18 protein-coding genes and 1 riboswitch are annotated in these 16,159 nt (G+C 64.1%); of the genes, 11 read left to right on the forward strand and 7 right to left on the reverse strand.

The window, feature by feature from the left end; genetic code table 11:
• Positions 1-15: 15 nt before the first annotated feature.
• Together FNA67_RS11945 and FNA67_RS11950 are read left to right on the forward strand one after the other, a co-directional pair.
• On the forward strand, positions 16-699 hold the full coding sequence (locus FNA67_RS11945; RefSeq protein WP_147656170.1) for a helix-turn-helix transcriptional regulator: 684 nt from the start codon (positions 16-18) through the stop codon (positions 697-699).
• A 75-nt stretch (positions 700-774) separates the two neighbouring features.
• Positions 775-1,143: a VOC family protein gene (locus FNA67_RS11950; protein WP_147656171.1), complete on the forward strand. Its 369-nt coding sequence runs from the start codon at positions 775-777 to the stop codon at positions 1,141-1,143.
• 6 nt (positions 1,144-1,149) lie between these two features.
• On the opposite strand, the gene FNA67_RS11955 is transcribed toward FNA67_RS11950, so the two are convergent.
• Positions 1,150-2,301 (reverse strand): pyridoxal phosphate-dependent aminotransferase, encoded by a 1,152-nt coding sequence (locus tag FNA67_RS11955; RefSeq protein ID WP_147656172.1) that lies wholly within the window; start codon positions 2,299-2,301, stop codon positions 1,150-1,152.
• A gap of 190 nt (positions 2,302-2,491) precedes the next feature.
• On the opposite strand from FNA67_RS11955, the gene FNA67_RS11960 reads away from it, so the two are divergent.
• From FNA67_RS11960 to aat, 5 genes are all read left to right on the forward strand, one after another.
• Positions 2,492-3,349: a DsbA family protein gene (locus tag FNA67_RS11960; RefSeq protein ID WP_147656173.1), complete on the forward strand. Its 858-nt coding sequence runs from the start codon at positions 2,492-2,494 to the stop codon at positions 3,347-3,349.
• Between the two features lie 84 nt (positions 3,350-3,433).
• Positions 3,434-3,874 carry a type II 3-dehydroquinate dehydratase gene (gene aroQ, locus FNA67_RS11965; protein WP_049705388.1) on the forward strand — a complete coding sequence of 147 codons (441 nt, stop codon included), beginning with the start codon at positions 3,434-3,436 and terminating at the stop codon, positions 3,872-3,874.
• Between the two features lie 25 nt (positions 3,875-3,899).
• Positions 3,900-4,397 carry an acetyl-CoA carboxylase biotin carboxyl carrier protein gene (gene accB, locus FNA67_RS11970; RefSeq protein ID WP_049705389.1) on the forward strand — a complete coding sequence of 166 codons (498 nt, stop codon included), beginning with the start codon at positions 3,900-3,902 and terminating at the stop codon, positions 4,395-4,397.
• A gap of 19 nt (positions 4,398-4,416) precedes the next feature.
• Positions 4,417-5,757, forward strand: a complete 1,341-nt coding sequence (gene accC / locus FNA67_RS11975; RefSeq protein WP_049705390.1) for an acetyl-CoA carboxylase biotin carboxylase subunit — start codon at positions 4,417-4,419, stop codon at positions 5,755-5,757.
• A 155-nt stretch (positions 5,758-5,912) separates the two neighbouring features.
• Entirely contained in the window at positions 5,913-6,554 is a 642-nt protein-coding gene (aat, locus tag FNA67_RS11980; protein ID WP_147656174.1) for a leucyl/phenylalanyl-tRNA--protein transferase, read from the forward strand.
• On the opposite strand, the gene FNA67_RS11985 is transcribed toward aat, so the two are convergent.
• The 3 genes from FNA67_RS11985 to FNA67_RS11995 form a co-directional block, all read right to left on the reverse strand.
• A complete protein-coding gene (locus FNA67_RS11985) occupies positions 6,551-7,045 on the reverse strand; it encodes a GyrI-like domain-containing protein (protein ID WP_147656175.1) in 495 nt (164 codons plus the stop codon). The two genes, aat and FNA67_RS11985, sit on opposite strands and share 4 nt — an antisense overlap.
• An 11-nt stretch (positions 7,046-7,056) precedes the next feature.
• Positions 7,057-7,398 carry an SRPBCC family protein gene (locus FNA67_RS11990; protein ID WP_280176960.1) on the reverse strand — a complete coding sequence of 114 codons (342 nt, stop codon included), beginning with the start codon at positions 7,396-7,398 and terminating at the stop codon, positions 7,057-7,059.
• A gap of 111 nt (positions 7,399-7,509) precedes the next feature.
• Complete coding sequence (locus FNA67_RS11995; protein WP_049705394.1) at positions 7,510-7,857, reverse strand: ArsR/SmtB family transcription factor; 348 nt, start codon at positions 7,855-7,857, stop codon at positions 7,510-7,512.
• A 131-nt stretch (positions 7,858-7,988) separates the two neighbouring features.
• On the opposite strand from FNA67_RS11995, the gene FNA67_RS12000 reads away from it, so the two are divergent.
• On the forward strand, positions 7,989-8,318 hold the full coding sequence (locus tag FNA67_RS12000) for a hypothetical protein (RefSeq protein ID WP_049705395.1): 330 nt from the start codon (positions 7,989-7,991) through the stop codon (positions 8,316-8,318).
• Here FNA67_RS12000 and FNA67_RS12005 read toward each other — a convergent pair.
• Together FNA67_RS12005 and FNA67_RS12010 are read right to left on the reverse strand one after the other, a co-directional pair.
• Positions 8,315-8,710 (reverse strand): DUF2155 domain-containing protein, encoded by a 396-nt coding sequence (locus FNA67_RS12005; protein ID WP_049705396.1) that lies wholly within the window; start codon positions 8,708-8,710, stop codon positions 8,315-8,317. The genes FNA67_RS12000 and FNA67_RS12005 overlap by 4 nt on opposite strands.
• A 19-nt stretch (positions 8,711-8,729) precedes the next feature.
• Positions 8,730-9,113: an NADH:ubiquinone oxidoreductase subunit NDUFA12 gene (locus FNA67_RS12010; protein WP_049705397.1), complete on the reverse strand. Its 384-nt coding sequence runs from the start codon at positions 9,111-9,113 to the stop codon at positions 8,730-8,732.
• A gap of 668 nt (positions 9,114-9,781) precedes the next feature.
• Here FNA67_RS12010 and FNA67_RS12015 point away from each other — a divergent pair.
• Positions 9,782-13,495 carry a vitamin B12-dependent ribonucleotide reductase gene (locus tag FNA67_RS12015; RefSeq protein WP_147656177.1) on the forward strand — a complete coding sequence of 1,238 codons (3,714 nt, stop codon included), beginning with the start codon at positions 9,782-9,784 and terminating at the stop codon, positions 13,493-13,495.
• A gap of 108 nt (positions 13,496-13,603) precedes the next feature.
• On the opposite strand, the gene FNA67_RS12020 is transcribed toward FNA67_RS12015, so the two are convergent.
• Positions 13,604-14,863, reverse strand: a complete 1,260-nt coding sequence (locus FNA67_RS12020) for a DUF2254 domain-containing protein (RefSeq protein WP_147656178.1) — start codon at positions 14,861-14,863, stop codon at positions 13,604-13,606.
• A 250-nt stretch (positions 14,864-15,113) separates the two neighbouring features.
• Between FNA67_RS12020 and FNA67_RS12025 the strand changes: the two genes are divergently transcribed.
• Together FNA67_RS12025 and nrdH are read left to right on the forward strand one after the other, a co-directional pair.
• Complete coding sequence (locus tag FNA67_RS12025; RefSeq protein WP_049705401.1) at positions 15,114-15,428, forward strand: I78 family peptidase inhibitor; 315 nt, start codon at positions 15,114-15,116, stop codon at positions 15,426-15,428.
• A 196-nt stretch (positions 15,429-15,624) separates the two neighbouring features.
• A riboswitch (cobalamin riboswitch) is annotated at positions 15,625-15,840 on the forward strand.
• Between the two features lie 94 nt (positions 15,841-15,934).
• A complete protein-coding gene (gene nrdH, locus FNA67_RS12030) occupies positions 15,935-16,156 on the forward strand; it encodes a glutaredoxin-like protein NrdH (RefSeq protein WP_147656180.1) in 222 nt (73 codons plus the stop codon).
• Positions 16,157-16,159: the final 3 nt, after the last annotated feature.

Genomic DNA, 16,159 nt, shown 5'->3' on the forward strand with positions numbered 1-16,159 from the left:
CGAGATCGCATCCCCTTGTCCCGCACCGAACGCCTGCTCGAACTGCTGCAAATCCTGCGCCGACACCGCAACCCGGTTCCCGGCCATGCCCTGGCGCAGGAACTTGGCATCTCGATGCGCACCTTCTATCGCGACATCGCCACGCTCCAGGCGCAGGGCGCCGACATTGAGGGCGAACCCGGCATGGGCTATGTAATGCGCCCTGGCTTCACCCTGCCCCCGCTGATGTTCTCGGTCGAAGAACTCGAGGCGCTGGTGCTCGGCTCGCGTTGGGTGGCGCGCCGCGCCGACGACCCGAGCCTGGGCTCGGCGGCCGCCAATGCCCTGGCCAAGATCGCCGCCGTGCTGCCGGGCGAACTGCGCCGCGAGGTCGAGGCCGCAACGCTGCTCGTGGGACCGCGCACCCAGCCGGTCGACCTGGTCGATGCCCGCCTGATCCGCGACGCCATCCGCCAGGAACACAAGCTGGCCATCACCTATGGCGAGACGGCCCGCACCATCTGGCCCTTCGCCATAGGCTTCTTCGACCATGTACGGATCGTGGTGGCCTGGTGCGAGTTGCGAAACGACTTCCGCCACTTCCGCACCGACCGCATCACCGCCATCAAGGCGGTGGACGAGCGCTATCCGCGCCGACGCGCCGCGCTGCTCAAGGAATGGCGCCAGACCCAGGGCATCCCGCCTGATAGCGGTCCGTGACCGTGCCGCCACTGCCGGAAACTGTCAGCGCCCGCCCCTAGGCTTCTCCCATCAACACGATGACGGAGAGAACAGATGTCCACCCTCGACTACATCCTTCTGGCGGTAAAGGACCCGCGCGAAAGCGCCAAGGTCTATGACCGCATCCTAGGCGTCTCGCCCGTGGAGAACTCGGAGACGTTCGTTCTCTATGTGCTGGCCAACGGCTTCAAGGTCGGCCTCTGGCAGGCAACTGAAATGGAACCCGCCCCCAAGCCAGCCGGCGGCAGCGAGCTCTCGTTCTCGCTGGCGGATAAGGCTTCTGTCACAAAGACTTACGATGACTGGAAGACTCTCGGCCTCAAGATCGAACAGACCCCGACCGAGATGGATTTCGGCTTCACCTTCGTCGCCAGCGATGCCGACGGGCACCGCCTGCGGCCCTTCGCGCCGAACCCGCGCTGAACCAGCTCAGCGCCCGATGAGGAACATCTGCATCCGCGCCAATGCCTCTTCGATCGTCTGGCGCGAGCCGGCATAGGAGAAACGCACGAAGCGGTTGCCGTTGACGCGATCGAAGTCGATGCCCGGCGTGGCGGCCACGGCCGCCACGTTGAGCAGTTCCTTGCTGAACGCCAGGGAATCGTTGGTGAAGCGCCCCACGTCGGCATAGGCATAGAAGGCCCCTTCGGCCACCTGCCCCGTGCCGAGCCCGAGGCTCGCCAGCCCATCGTTGAGCAGATGCCGGTTGGCGGCATAACGCGCCTTCTGCTCTTCCGAATAGTCGCGCTCGCCAAGGGCGACCGTAGCCGCCACCTGGCTCAGGGTGGGAGCCGAGATGAAGAAGTTCTGCTGGAGCATTTCTGCGCGACGCACCAAATCGTCCGGCAGCACCATCCAGCCGACGCGCCAGCCGGTCATGCAATAGTATTTGGAGAAGCTGTTGATGACGATGGCGTCGCGCGTCAGCTCGAGCGCGCTGACCGAGGGGCCCCGATAATCGAGCCCGTGATAGATCTCGTCGGAAATGAAACGCACACCCAGCCGGGCGCAGGCGGCAACGATCTCTGCCAACCCGGCCCGATCGACCGCGGCGCCGGTGGGGTTTGCGGGGCTGGCAAAGAGCAGTCCCTCGAAGGGTTCGGCCGCATGCGCCGCTTCGATATCGGCGGCGGTCAGGCGCCAGCCCGAAGAGGCGCTCACCGGGATTTCGACGGCGCGGAAGCCGAGGCCATCGAGCGTATTGAGATAGGCCGGATAGCCCGGCCGCGTCACCGCGATCTTCGCCCCCGGACGGAAGGCGGCATGGAAAGCCAGGATGAAGCCGGCCGACGAGCCCATCGTTACCATGATGGATTGAGGATCAGCGCTAACCCCATGCTGGGACTCGTAATAGTGCACCAGCGCTTCGCGCAACTCGATCAATCCTTTGGAGGCCGTATAGCGTTGCGGCTGCGGCAAGGCGGCGCGCACGGCCTCGAGCACGCGGGGCGCCGGCGGCGCGGCGGGTTCGCCCACTTCGAGATGACACACGGTGCGCCCCTTGGCCTCGATCTCCTGGGCGAGGGTCACCATCTCCATGGCGTGGAAGGGCTTGAGGCCGATATCAGGTGCGGTGGTCATGGGCTTATCCGTTTGAGCCCCCGGTCTGCCTGAGGATTGCAGCCGGATCAAGCGTCCGGATCGCCGCGCGCCCACAACCGGACGGCTCAACAAGAGTTGATTGCTTCCGTGCGGGCGCGAATGCGCGCGGGTGCCCGCGCGTCGACAAACCTGCTATCTGTCGGCTCGCTTACGATTCACGGAGTTGTCCATGTCCCGCCTGACCATCGCTCTCGTTGCCCTAGCCGGCATTCTGGCAGGTGGACTGGCGGTGTCGCTTTACAAGCAACCCCAGGCGCTCGATACCGCCCAGGTGCGCTCGGTGGTCGAGGACGTGCTCAAGGAGCGCGCCGACGCCGCGCCGGTTCCGGTCGAGACGGCAGCGATCGACCAGGACAAGCTTAACCCGATGATCGAGAGCTACCTGCTCGGCAATCCGCGAATCCTCCAGCGCGTCTCGGAGGCATTGGACACCCAGCTCCGCGCCGAACAGCGCGACAAGGCCAAGAGCCTGATCGCCCAGATGAGCGACGCCATCTACAACGACCCGGACCACGTGGTCCTGGGCAACCCCAATGGCGACGTCACGCTGGTCGAGATGTTCGACTACAATTGCGGCTACTGCCGCAACGCCCTGCCCGACCTGGCGACGCTCCTGGCGGAAGATCCCAACCTCAAGGTGATCCTCAAGGAATTCCCCATCCTCTCCAAGGAATCGGTGGATGCGGCGCGCGTGGCGGTGCTGGTGGGCAAGGACAAGGACGTGGACTACTGGACTTTCCACCAGGCCCTCTTCACCTCGCGCGGCAAGGTGACCGCCGAAACGGCGCTCGACGAGGCGCAGAAGCTGGGCATGAGCAAGGTCGACCTCGCCCTCAAAATGGGCAGCGAGGAAGTGAGCACGGCCATCGAGAATACCTATCGGCTGGCCAAGGCGCTCAACATCACCGGCACCCCGACCTACATCATCGGCAACGAGCTGATCCCGGGCGCCATCGGGCTGGACGAGCTGCGCGGACGCATCTCCAACGTGCGCGCGTGCGGTGAGACGGTGTGCACGAGCGGCTGAAGCCCCTAGTGGCTTTGCGTTTTCCGTGCATTTCGTATAGTGCAGCTTGCGTCAGCACGGGCGACAAGGCAAAACCCGAAGATCATGGCCAAACGCATACTCGTCCTCAACGGGCCGAACCTTAATCTCCTGGGCACCCGTGAGCCGGGCACCTATGGTTCGCAGACCCTCGCCGATATCGAAAAGCTCTGCAAGGAAGACGCCAATTCCCTGGGGCTGAAGCTGGATTTCCGCCAGTCAAACCACGAGGGCGAACTGGTCAGCTGGATTCAGGACGCCCGCAAGACGGCCGACGGCATCGTCATCAATCCTGCCGCCTACTCGCACACCTCGGTGGCGATCCACGATGCGCTGCGCGCCGTGGGCCTGCCCACCATCGAGGTTCACTTAACCAACATCCACACGCGTGAGCCTTTTCGCCATCATTCGTACGTATCGTCTGTGGCATTAGGGGTCATCTGCGGTCTGGGTGCTGCCGGCTACCGGTATGCGCTCGCCGCGCTGGCCGAAAAGCTTTCAGATTAGCGCGTTGCCGAAGGAGAACAATAACATGACCAAGGCATCCCAGGTGGACCAGGATCTGATCCGCGCCATTGCCGAACTGCTCAACAAGGAAAATCTCGCCGAGATCGAGATCGAGCAGGACGATTTCCGCGTCCGCGTGACGCGCTCCTTCGCCAAGGAAGTGGTGCAGGTCGCCGCGCCCGCCTACGCCCAGGCCCCCGCCGCCGCTCCGGCGCCGCAGGCAGCCGTGCCCGCAGGCTCGGTCCCCGCAGCCTCGGCAGCCGCCGTGGTCGAGGACCTCGCCTCCAACCCGGGCACCCTCACCTCCCCGATGGTCGGCACCGCCTACCGTGCCCCCGAGCCCAGCGCAGCACCCTTCGTGGAAGTCGGCGCGCGCGTGACCGAGGGCCAGACGGTGGTCATCATCGAAGCGATGAAGACCATGAACCAGATCCCGGCGCACCGCTCCGGCACCGTGACGCGCATCTTGGTCGAAGACGCCCAGCCTGTCGAATATGGCCAGCCGCTGATCGTTATCGAATAAGGCGGAGGGGCTAGACGCAATGTTCTCCAAGGTCCTGATTGCCAATCGCGGCGAAATCGCCCTGCGCATCCTGCGCGCCTGCAAGGAACTGGGCATCCAGACTGTTGCGGTTCACTCGACCGCCGACGCCAATGCCATGCATGTGCGCCTGGCCGACGAAAGCGTCTGCATCGGCCCGCCCCCGGCCCGCGACAGCTACCTGAACATCCCCCAGATCATGGCCGCCTGCGAGATCACCGGCGCAGACGCCGTGCATCCGGGCTACGGCTTCCTCTCCGAGAACGCGCGCTTCGCCCAGATTCTCAACGAGCACAAGATCACCTTCATCGGCCCCTCGGCGCACCATATCGAGATCATGGGCGACAAGATCACCGCCAAGAAGACGGCGGTCGAACTGGGCATCCCGGTGGTCCCCGGCTCGGACGGCGAGATCAAGACCGAGGCCGAGGCCAAGGCTCTCGCCACCAAGATCGGCTACCCGGTCCTGATCAAGGCCACCGCCGGCGGCGGCGGACGCGGCATGAAGGTTGCCCATACCGAACTCGATATCGGCATAGCCCTCTCGACCGCCCGCTCGGAAGCCAAGGCCGCCTTCGGCAACGACTCGGTCTACATCGAAAAGTACCTGGGCAAGCCCCGCCACATCGAAGTGCAGGTGATGGGCGACGGCCAGGGCAACGCGGTGCACCTGGGCACGCGCGACTGCTCGCTGCAGCGCCGCCACCAGAAGGTCTGGGAAGAAGCCAGCGCCCCCACCGTTCCGCCCGAGAAGCGCGAGGAAATCGGCGAGATCTGCGCCGCCGCAATGCGCAAGCTCAAGTACTCGGGCGCCGGCACCATCGAGTTCCTCTACGAGAACGGCGAGTTCTATTTCATCGAAATGAACACGCGCCTGCAGGTGGAGCACCCGGTGACCGAACGCATCACCGGCATCGACATCGTCTATGAACAGATCCGCGTCGCGTCGGGCGAGAAGCTCTCGCTCAAGCAGAAGGACATCCAGTTCTACGGCCACGCCATCGAAGTGCGCATCAATGCGGAAGACCCGCAGACCTTCACGCCTTCGCCCGGCAAGATCAGCTTCTACCACCCTGCCGGCGGCGTCGGCGTGCGCGTGGATTCGGCCGTCTATCAGGGCTATTCGATCCCGCCCTACTACGACAGCCTGATCGGCAAGCTCATCGTCTATGGCCGCACGCGCCACGAATGCCTGCAGCGCCTGAGCCGCTCGATCGACGAGTTCGTGGTGGACGGCGTCAAGACCACGCTGCCGCTCTTCCAGCGCCTGATCCGCGAACCCGATATCATCGCGGGCAACTACGACATCCACTGGCTGGAAAACTATCTCGGCAAGAAGTGAGCCGGACGAAGTCCGCTTCCATTGCCCAACGTCTCTTCTTCCCCGGCCGCGCTGCCGGGGAAGTCGTTTGAGGCCCCTCGCGCGCCCATCACGAAGGCGCGCACGCGATGGGCATGGCGACCAGTTCTGCTAGACTGCAAGGGCGCGAGTCGACCATGTCCAAGAAACCCGACCCCTTCGATATCGAGCTGACCCCCGAACTGATCGTCCGGGCCTATCAGGCCGGCATCTTTCCCATGGCCGAGGATGCGGACGACCCGGACCTCTTCTGGGTCTCGCCCGAGATGCGTGGCATTATCCCGCTCGACGGATTCAAGATCTCAACAAGCCTGCGCAAGACGCTGAAAAAGCACCCGTTTCAGGTGAAGGTCGATACGGACCTCGAAGCGGTGTTCGACGGCTGCGCCGAGCCGGCGCCCGAGCGCGAGACCACCTGGATCAATTCCACCATCCGGCGCCTTTATGGCGAACTCTACCGCCGCGGGCTGGTCCACACCGTGGAAGTCTGGGACGGCAAGGAACTGGTGGGCGGGCTCTACGGGCTGGCGCTCGGCTCCGCCTTCTTCGGGGAATCGATGTTCCATCGCCGAACCGACGCAAGCAAGATCGCGCTGGCGCACCTGGTCGAACGCCTCACCGCGGGAGGCTTCCGGCTACTGGACACCCAGTTCCTCACCGCCCACCTGAAGTCGCTTGGGGGCATCGAGATCCCGCGCGAAATCTACGAACTACGCCTGGCCGATGCCCTCTCCCACGCCGGGGATTTCTACGCCTGGGACCGGCGCCCCCTCGATTAATCCGCGATGCGGATCACCACGTCGGTAAGCCATTTGCTCGAATCGGGCTCCTGGCCCGGATCGGTGCGATAGATTTCGAGCCGGCATCCGAAGCGATCGCCCTTTGGGGTTTCCTCCATGTCCCACCGGATGCCCTCCCGGCGCGCCCAATCGATGAGTGCCCCGTTGGCGTCGATCAGCTTGTCATAGCCACCCTGCCAGGTGATGGAGCCGAAACGGCCACCCGGCAGCACCCCCGCGATCACCCGGCCATCGCCCTCCACCGCGCTCGCCACCGGGGCGCCGAACTCGAGCTCGAGTTCGCCGTCCATGTCGATGAGATTGTACTTGATAATCGGCGCATCGGCGGGCGCGACGCCGTGGCGGGCCAACCAGGCGAAGAACTCAGGGTAGACCCGGTCGACGACCTGGCCGAAAGGCATGGTCACCGTCTCGCGAATGGCGAGATAGGGTTGTGGCGGGCGTTCGATGATCTTCGGTTCGCTGAGCATGCTCAGTATCCTCACTGTTGCGCCTGGGGCGTGGCAAGATAGGTATCGAGCATTTCGAACGTCGAACTCCAGCCGAAGCGGTGGCCGTCGCGCTCGGCGACGTTCAGGAACTCGCTCTGCCTGAATCGCATCTCGGTCTCCTCGCCAAGACCGATGAACTCGATTTCGACCAGCATGCTATGGCCGTCGGCATCGTTGATATAGGTGAAGCTCAGGCGCTCCGGCGGCGCAATCTCCTGGTAGGTGCCGTGGATCCAGTGGTCACGGCCCGGCCGCGACATGCAGAACCGCCAGTTGCCGCCGACACGAAAATCCATCTGGCAATGGGAGAGCCGAAACCCCTCAGGCCCCACCAGCGCACAGTATGCTCGGGCCGCGACCAGACCTTGAACAGCAGCTCGCGCGGAGCCGCGAAGACGCGCGTGATCTACAGGACCAGATCGTCATTTACGGCTTGCGCCGCCTCAGTTGATGCCGTCATCGGATTTTCCCTCCTGTATCTCTGCCAGATAGTCGTCCAGCCTGTCGAAGCTGCCTTCCCAGTACTTCCGGTAGGGCTCGATCCAGCCCGCGATGGCCTTGATGGGTTCGGGTGCGAGCCGGCATGGGCGCCATTGCGCCTCGCGGCCGCGGGTAATGAGCCCTGCCCGCTCCAAGACCTTGAGGTGCTTGGAAACCGCTGGCAGCGTCATCTGGAAGGGCTCGGCCAGTTCGAGCACGCTCGCCTGCCCGTGGGTCAGTCGCGCCAGGATGGCGCGTCGCGTCGGATCGGCCAGAGCCGAAAAGGCCAGATTGAGCTGTTCTTCGTGCATCGTTATTGCACCATTCGGTTAAATAACTCATCAGTTAAATACAGCTGGGGACCCGGTGGCGTCAAGCCATACCTCCTCTTGGATTTCGGGCCGCGATTTCCCATATCCAGTGCGCACAAAGGGAGGGGCCGTTGCCCGACAAGAAGTATATCCGCATCCAGCGCTTGTTCGACGAACTCGAGCGCAAGCTGCCATCGGGCGTAGGCCGGCCGGTCGGCTGGATTCGCCAGCCCAAGGCGCGCGCGGCGCGCATTCCGGTGGGCGTGCTGATGGTGCTGGGCGGGGTCTTCAGCTTCCTGCCCGTTCTCGGCATCTGGATGCTGCCGTTCGGCCTGCTGCTGTTGGCGGTGGATGTACCCCCGCTACAGGGCCCCGTGGGGAGCGCCGTGGTCAACGGCCGGCGAAAGTGGTCCGTCTGGCGGCGCGTCCGCGCCGCGCGCAAGGCGGCCAAACAGCCCTAGGGCTTGGGCGGCGGCACGTCCGAGCTCTGCTTGCAGTCGCTCAGCCACACGTCATAGACGGGATGATCCACCGCGTTGAGCGCGGGCGCATCGGCAAACATCCAGCCGGTGAAGATGCGCTTGACCGTGCCCTGCAGGCTCACCTGGTCAACTTCGACGAACACCGATGTCCGCTGGATCTCGGTCGAGGGCCTCGTGTAGCAGACGCGCGGCGTCACCTGCAGCGCGCCGAACTGCACGGTCTCGTTCATGTAGACGTCGAAAGTGGTGATCCGCGCCGTGATCTTGTCGAGCCCGGTAAAGGTCGCCACCGGGTTTGAAATGGTCGCTGCCAGCGCAGGCGCCGCGGACAAAGCCGCGAGCATGGCCAGCGCTGCCGCAAAGCGCTTCATGATCAGCCTGGGCGTGGACTTATTCGGGCGACCAGGCGTCGTAGTCGCCCGTAACACGCGGGCGTTCACCCTTGTTGAGCAGGCTCCCATCGGGGCGATAGGCTGCCGCGGTGCCGGTGAGGTTCGGCTGGGCCGGCTTTTCCCAGGGGCGAGCGTTGTAGTGCTCGGCGCTCGGCGGCGTATCGGTGCGGTGATGCATCCAGCCATGCCAGCCGGGCGGAATCGAAGAGGCGTCGGCATACCCGTTATAGGTCACCCAGCGGCGGTCGCGCTTCTTGTCCTCGTAGTAGCGATTCCCGAACTCATCGCTGCCCACGTATTTGAAGAACCGCTTCAAATACAGGCGCGTGCCCCAGGTTTGTCCCTGCCACCAGACGAAGATTTCCGAGAGAAGCGCTTTCATGCCCGAACCCGTTCGTGAAGTCGCCCTGCATTAGCACGGTGCTCCCCCCTCGCCTAGGCCCGGCTTGCTCAAATTCGCGCAGGGTTGGCCCCACCGTCGAACACCACATCTAGTGCCTGCCTGTTGGCAGAGCCCCTAAAATAATCGCCTTGACAGCCCCGAGCGATTCCCCGCCCCGCGCCGCCAGGGGTGAACCCGGCTTTCTCCATACGCAATTGTGGCTGAAAAGAGTCAGGCAAAAGGCCCACTTAGCCGCCGTTTCGGCCACGGGCTCGCAAATATGAACAGCGCAAACGAGGCCTCGGATGAGCCCGATCACGATGCGCTCGCGCCCTTGAGACTTATCCCCGCTGTTCACATATTATATACTAGATTTAGCGCTACACAGGCAAACCAGCACAAGGTGTAGACAAAGATGCGACCAAACGCAGTTGACGCGGATTTTGAATCGGCGCAGTTTTTTAAGGCTGAGCGGACGGAATTGAACGGCCCGCCGGCAACCGCCCGAAATCAAGGACCGGCATCGCGATCGGTTCACATTGCGGGCACGGGGCAAGGTTTTGGCGACCCGTTGCGGCGGATCGCGGTTGGACGCGTCAAAACAGGTTTGGGTTTGAAGCCGTTGGCAGGCTTACGGACAGTCGTGTCCGGTTACTACGGGGATTTTTATGCGCATTGAACGTCGGTTTACCAAGGCCAACCAGTCGGCCTACGAGGGTATCGAGTTCCGGAACGCGACCAGCGAGATCCGCAATCCCGATGGCTCTGTCGTCTTCAAGCTCGAGAACATCGCCATTCCCGCGGCCTGGAGCCAGGTCGCGTCCGACATCATCGCCCAGAAGTATTTCCGCAAGGCCGGCGTCGCCAAGGTCCTGAAGAAGGTCGAGGAGAACGCGGTTCCCTCCTGGCTCTGGCGCTCGATCCCCGACGAAGCCGCCCTCGCCGCCCTGCCCGAAAAGGAGCGCTATGGCTCCGAGCTCGACAGCCGCCAGGTCTTCGATCGCCTTGCCGGCACCTGGACCTACTGGGGCTGGAAGGGCAAGTATTTCGAAACCGAGGAAGACGCCCAGGCGTTCTTCGACGAGCTGCGCTACATGCTGGCGACCCAGAAGGTGGCGCCGAACTCCCCGCAATGGTTCAACACCGGCCTGCATTGGGCCTATGGCATCGACGGCCCCGGCCAGGGCCACTTCTATGTCGACCCCTTCACCCACAAGCTCGTGCAGTCCAAATCCGCCTACGAGCACCCGCAGCCCCATGCCTGCTTCATCCAGTCCGTCGATGACGACCTGGTCAACGAAGGCGGCATCATGGACCTCTGGGTCCGCGAGGCGCGCCTCTTCAAGTACGGCTCGGGCACCGGCTCCAACTTCTCGCGTCTGCGTGGCGAAGGCGAAAAGCTCTCGGGCGGCGGCAAGTCCTCGGGCCTGATGAGCTTCCTCAAGATCGGCGACCGCGCTGCAGGCGCCATCAAGTCGGGCGGCACCACCCGCCGCGCCGCCAAGATGGTCGTGGTCGACATCGACCACCCCGATATCGAGACCTACATCAACTGGAAGGTGAAGGAAGAGCAGAAGGTTGCCGCTCTCGTCACCGGCTCCAAGGTCGTCTCCAGGCACCTCAAGGCGATCCTCAAGGCCGCCGTCAACTGCGACGGCGCGGGCGACGATTGCTTTGACGTGACCAAGAACCCGGCGTTGAAGCGCGAAGTGCGCGCCGCCAAGAAGGCCCTGGTGCCGGAGAACTACATCTACCGCGTCATCCAGTTCGCCAAGCAGGGCTATACGGACATCGAATTCCCGATCTACGACACCGATTGGGACAGCGAGGCGTACCTGACCGTTTCCGGCCAGAACTCGAACAATTCCGTCCGCGTCACCGACGACTACCTCAAGGCCGTCGAGACCGATGGCGACTGGAACCTGATGGGCCGCATCACCGGCAAGGTCACCAAGACCCTCAAAGCCCGGGACCTGTGGGAATCCATCGGCTACGCCGCCTGGGCCTCGGCCGATCCGGGCATCCAGTACCACACCACCATCAACGATTGGCACACCAGCCCCGAGGCCGGCCCGATCATCGCGTCCAATCCGTGCTCGGAATATATGTTCCTGGACGACACGGCCTGTAACCTCGCCTCGATCAACCTGCTGCCCTACCGCAAGGCAGACGGCTCGTTCGACGTGGCCGCCTACGAGCACACCATTCGCCTGTGGACGATCGTGCTCGAAGTCTCGGTGATGATGGCCCAGTTCCCGTCCAAGGCCATTGCCGAGCGCTCCTTCAAGTACCGTACGCTGGGCCTGGGCTACGCCAATATCGGCGGCCTGCTGATGACCTCCGGCATTCCCTATGACTCGGTGGAAGGCCGCGCCTATGCCGGCGCCCTCACCGCCATCATGACCGGCGTCGCCTATGCCACCTCGGCCGAAATGGCCAAGGAACTGGGCGCGTTCGACGACTACAAGCGCAACGCCAAGCACATGCTGCGCGTCATCCGCAACCACCGCAACGCGGCCCTCGGCAATGCCGATGGCTACGAGAAGCTCTCGATCAACCCGGTGCCGCTCGACGTCGCCAACGTGCCCTATGCCGAACTCACCGAGCGCGCCAAGGTGGCTTGGGACAACGCTCTCGCCCTCGGCGAGAAGCACGGCTACCGCAATGCCCAGGTTTCGGTGATCGCCCCGACCGGCACCATCGGCCTGGTCATGGATTGCGACACCACCGGCATCGAGCCCGACTTCGCGCTGGTCAAGTTCAAGAAGCTCGCCGGCGGCGGCTACTTCAAGATCATCAACCGCGCCGTGCCCCCGGCCCTGCGCACGCTCGGCTACTCGGAAAGCCAGATCGCCGAGATCGAGGCCTATGCCGTCGGCCATGGCAACATCAACCAGGCCCCGGGCATCAACCCCGGCACCCTGCGCGCCAAGGGCTTTGACGACGCCAAGATCGAAGCGCTGAACAAAGCCCTGGCCTCGGCCTTCGACGTCAAGTTCGCCTTCAACAAGTGGACGCTGGGCGAGGACTTCCTCAAGTCACTCGGCATCACCGACGAGCAGCTCAACGACTTCACCTTCGAACTGCTGCCGGCGCTTGGCTTCTCCAAGAAGGACATCGAGGCGGCGAACCTGCACGTCTGCGGCGCGATGACCCTGGAAGGCGCTCCGCACCTCAAGGCCGAGCACCTGCCGGTGTTCGATTGCGCCAGCCCCTGCGGCAAGATCGGCAAGCGCTACCTCTCGATCGAGAGCCACATCCTGATGATGGCTGCCGCGCAGCCCTTCATCTCGGGCGCAATCTCCAAGACCATCAACATGCCCAACGACGCCACCGTCGAGGACTGCAAGGAAGCCTACATGCTCTCCTGGCGCCTGGCGCTCAAGGCCAACGCGCTCTATCGCGACGGCTCCAAGCTCAGCCAGCCGCTCAACGCCGCCCTCCTCGCCGATGACGACGAGGAAGAGGACGATGCGGTCGAGGCCCTGGTGGCCCAGAACGCGGCGGCCCGCGTGCCGGTGGTTGCCGAAAAGATCGTCGAGCGCATCATCGAGCGCACCGTGCGCGAGCGCGAGAAGATGCCCGACCGCCGCAAGGGTTACACCCAGAAGGCAGTCGTGGGCGGCCACAAGGTCTATGTCCGTACCGGCGAATACGACGACGGGCGCCTGGGCGAGATCTTCATCGACATGCACAAGGAAGGCGCCGCCTTCCGTGCGATGATGAACAACTTCGCCATCGCCATCTCTCTCGGCCTCCAGTACGGCGTGCCGCTGGACGAATACGTGGAAGCCTTCACCTTCACCCGGTTCGAGCCCGCCGGCATGGTCATGGGCAACGACCGCATCAAGAACGCCACCTCGATCCTGGATTACGTGTTCCGCGAACTCGCCGTCTCCTATCTCGACCGCGACGACCTGGCCCACGTTAACCCCGAGGGCCCGACCTCGCTCGGCAAGGGCGTAGCCGAGGAAAAGAGCGCCCGTGGCAACACGGCCGCGCCTGCCCCGGTGCCCGCCGAGCGCTTTGTATCCCGCGGCATGACCCGCGGCCGCGTGGCCAACTCCTCGCTGATGCTGGTGCCCACGGCCCAGGTTTCGGCAACGGCGGCTCCGGCCATGCAGACCTCCACGGTCACCGCGCTGCGCACGGCCACGGCCCTCAAGGCCGAGCCCGCCCTCGCCCCTGCGGCCTTCCCGGCCGCCGAGCTGAGCCCCATCCCGAGCCCCCCGCCCAGCAAGGACGCGGGCCTGCTCCGGGCCGAGGCCCAGATGAAGGGCTACACCGGCGACCAGTGCACCGAGTGCCACAACTTCACCATGGTGCGTAACGGCACGTGCCTGAAGTGCGACACCTGCGGCACGACCACGGGTTGCAGCTGAGGGTAGTTGGGGAACAACAACCAAAGCTAATAAGTCATGTTTGGGCGCTCGGCTGAAAAGCCGGGCGCCTTGCTGTTTTGTCTGGCTCTGGTCAAGCGCCTCGGTCGACTAGTGCCCGGTCTGCAGCACCATCTGGGCGGCCTGGCGCACGCGCACCTTGTCGGCTTCTATCGGCAAGGCCGATTCTGAACGCTCGAGTGCTTCGGCGGCATGCCGGAGGGCTTGGGGGCGGAGCCGGCCTTCTCCGAGCCGGGAAAGCGTCAGGAAGGCCTTTTGCAGGCGGAGCCCGATCTCGACTACGGGCGCGCCGTCCCGGGCGATGGGCATGAAGAGGTCGTCAAACAGGTCGGCCAGCGCCAAGGGTGGCACGTAGACCTCTGGGTAGTCGGCCTCGTCAAACTCGTCCGGCTCAGACCAGATGGACAATATGCGAACCGCTCGCCCGATGACGTCGATCGCCGTCCCGGGGTCGTTGATGCCGGGCGACAGGGCGCGTGACGCGATTTCGGCGAGGACCGATGCGCCAAACCGCGGGTCCTGGTCGAACGAGCGCGTATCGGCGATGGAAAAGCAGTCGCGAACGGCCTTCTCGACCGCTTCGCCCTCGACGCGGGAGGTCCAGGCCAGCGTCTGCGTAGGATCGACGAACTTGCCCGGAATCGCGTTGAGATAGATGGCGCCACCTTCATCGGGAATGAGCTCGGCAAGCGCTCCGATATCAACGTGCTGCACGTATCCGATCTTGCTGCTCGGCACGGCGCGAGCGTCTGGCGGCAGGCCCGCCGGATCGTCAAAGGGTCGCCCACCCATATATGGATTTTGATGTCGGGCCCGCATGGCCTTGGCCGCCGCTTGCTCAACGCTGTCGGTCGTTTCGGTAACCCGGCCGAGCCGGGCCAGGTGGTCAATCCAGCGCAACAAGGTGACCACGATCAGGATAATGACGATGATCGTTGCGGCGAACAGGACGACCCTGCCCTGGGCTCCATAGGCTCCGGTGCTCAATACGATTATGCCGACCAGACTGAACAGGAAGGAGCCGACGAACGTGGACAGCACGTTCTTGGTGGTCGAGTCCTCGATAACCAGCTTCGTGGCACGGGGCGTGACATTGGTCGTGGCCGCCGAATAGGCCGAGACCATGATGCTGAGCGAAAAGGTCGTAACGGTCAGCATGCTCGAGGCGATGATGCTCAGGATATGGTCGACCGCATTGGCACCCACCTTGGCCGGCAGGTCGCTCGGAATGTACGGGTCCAGTGCGATACCCAGGAGCGCGACCAGAACCGCAACGACCGAAAAAATGCTGGCGCGAAACCAGATGCGGCGTGTGACCTGGATGGTAAGCCAAAGCCAGCGGGACGTCATGGCATCGTCCCTGTGGGTTCGTCCGAGCCGCGTTGCTGACCAGCCATGTTCAATCTCCTGTCCTGGCATCGCGAGGGGCGATGATCGAGAGACTTAACAAATGACGGGAAGTAAGGATGCCTTTCTACCGGCTCCTGCCCTCGCCGCCTTGTTGTCTTTCGGGCGGCTCGACGCGCGGCACGGAAAGGTGTTCTTCTTGTTGTCGCAGAGAACCGTTGTGGTCGCGCTGCCCGAACGAGGAGATATGCCGATGTTCAAGAGCTTGCCTGCGGGAATTGCCATTCTGGCGACCATCATCGCCTGCACCGCCCCTGCCCGGGCAGACGGGCCGGCGACCGAACCGGCCACGCCCGATTGCGGGGCGGCAGCGCTCGAGGCGAGCATCGGCAAGGCGGTGGTCGGCACGACGGCCGAAGACGTGACGGTCGGCGGCGCGCCGGTGCAGTCCAAAGGCGTGGTGCGCGTCATCATGCCGGGCGACATGGTCACCCAGGACTTCAGCGAGGACCGACTCAACCTGGAAGTCGACGAAGCCGGAAACCTGGCTCGGGCGACCTGCGGCTGAACGCACGCAGCGGCCCTCCACGTGCAGCGGCGGCTGTGAAGGCCGATGCCTTCGGCCGCTGCGCGCCAGACTTCCGGACGAGACCGGAGGCCGTTTCCCGCCCTCGTGATTCCCACGCACCATCGCGGGGAAGTTTCAACCCGATTCATCGCCCCTCACCTACCCCATATCCATTGACGCCAAAGAAGATGCGCATACTATATGTAGCGTTCTAGGTTCTTCCGGTTACCAAAGCCGGGAGCTAAGACGGGAACTCGGTGCGCTCCCTATGGGAGCAATGCCGAGGCTGCCCCCGCAACTGTAAGCGGCGAGTATCTGTTCGTTTTCGGCCACTGGACCCACCGGTTCGGGAAGGCGGAACAGAAGACGCTGACCCGCGAGCCAGGAGACCTGCCTCGAACAAGTTACGTCCACCGGCGGGGTGCCGGAGGCGAGCGGGTGCGCATGGGTCTTCCATTCGGCCGCCGTCCTCTATCCCTGCCCAGCTAACAGATGCGAGGGATCAGATGACCATCACCGTTTACAGCAAGCCCGCCTGCGTTCAATGCACCGCCACTACCCGCGCGCTCGACCGCAAGGGTATCGACTATACGCTCGTCGACATCTCAGAAGACGCCGAAGCCTATGCGCGCGTCCAGGGCATGGGCTACCGCCAGATCCCGGTCGTCGTCGCCGGCGAGCAGCATTGGGCCGGCTTCCGTCCCGACATGATCGGCGCCCTCTCCTGACGC

The organism is Youhaiella tibetensis (assembly GCF_008000755.1).
Lineage (GTDB): Bacteria > Pseudomonadota > Alphaproteobacteria > Rhizobiales > Devosiaceae > Paradevosia > Paradevosia tibetensis.

Bases quoted from the DNA above. Each gene is read 5' to 3' on its own strand.
- accB (WP_049705389.1), top strand. From the start codon at position 3,900: ATGACCAAGGCATCCCAGGTGGACCAGGATCTGATCCGCGCCATTGCC.
- FNA67_RS12025 (WP_049705401.1), top strand. From the start codon at position 15,114: ATGTTCAAGAGCTTGCCTGCGGGAATTGCCATTCTGGCGACCATCATC.
- FNA67_RS12005 (WP_049705396.1), bottom strand. From the start codon at position 8,710: ATGAAGCGCTTTGCGGCAGCGCTGGCCATGCTCGCGGCTTTGTCCGCG.
- FNA67_RS11955 (WP_147656172.1), bottom strand. From the start codon at position 2,301: ATGACCACCGCACCTGATATCGGCCTCAAGCCCTTCCACGCCATGGAG.
- FNA67_RS11995 (WP_049705394.1), bottom strand. From the start codon at position 7,857: ATGCACGAAGAACAGCTCAATCTGGCCTTTTCGGCTCTGGCCGATCCG.
- aat (WP_147656174.1), top strand. From the start codon at position 5,913: ATGTCCAAGAAACCCGACCCCTTCGATATCGAGCTGACCCCCGAACTG.
- accC (WP_049705390.1), top strand. From the start codon at position 4,417: ATGTTCTCCAAGGTCCTGATTGCCAATCGCGGCGAAATCGCCCTGCGC.
- FNA67_RS12010 (WP_049705397.1), bottom strand. From the start codon at position 9,113: ATGAAAGCGCTTCTCTCGGAAATCTTCGTCTGGTGGCAGGGACAAACC.
- FNA67_RS11950 (WP_147656171.1), top strand. From the start codon at position 775: ATGTCCACCCTCGACTACATCCTTCTGGCGGTAAAGGACCCGCGCGAA.
- FNA67_RS11960 (WP_147656173.1), top strand. From the start codon at position 2,492: ATGTCCCGCCTGACCATCGCTCTCGTTGCCCTAGCCGGCATTCTGGCA.
- FNA67_RS11985 (WP_147656175.1), bottom strand. From the start codon at position 7,045: ATGCTCAGCGAACCGAAGATCATCGAACGCCCGCCACAACCCTATCTC.
- aroQ (WP_049705388.1), top strand. From the start codon at position 3,434: ATGGCCAAACGCATACTCGTCCTCAACGGGCCGAACCTTAATCTCCTG.
- FNA67_RS12015 (WP_147656177.1), top strand. From the start codon at position 9,782: ATGCGCATTGAACGTCGGTTTACCAAGGCCAACCAGTCGGCCTACGAG.
- FNA67_RS12020 (WP_147656178.1), bottom strand. From the start codon at position 14,863: ATGACGTCCCGCTGGCTTTGGCTTACCATCCAGGTCACACGCCGCATC.
- nrdH (WP_147656180.1), top strand. From the start codon at position 15,935: ATGACCATCACCGTTTACAGCAAGCCCGCCTGCGTTCAATGCACCGCC.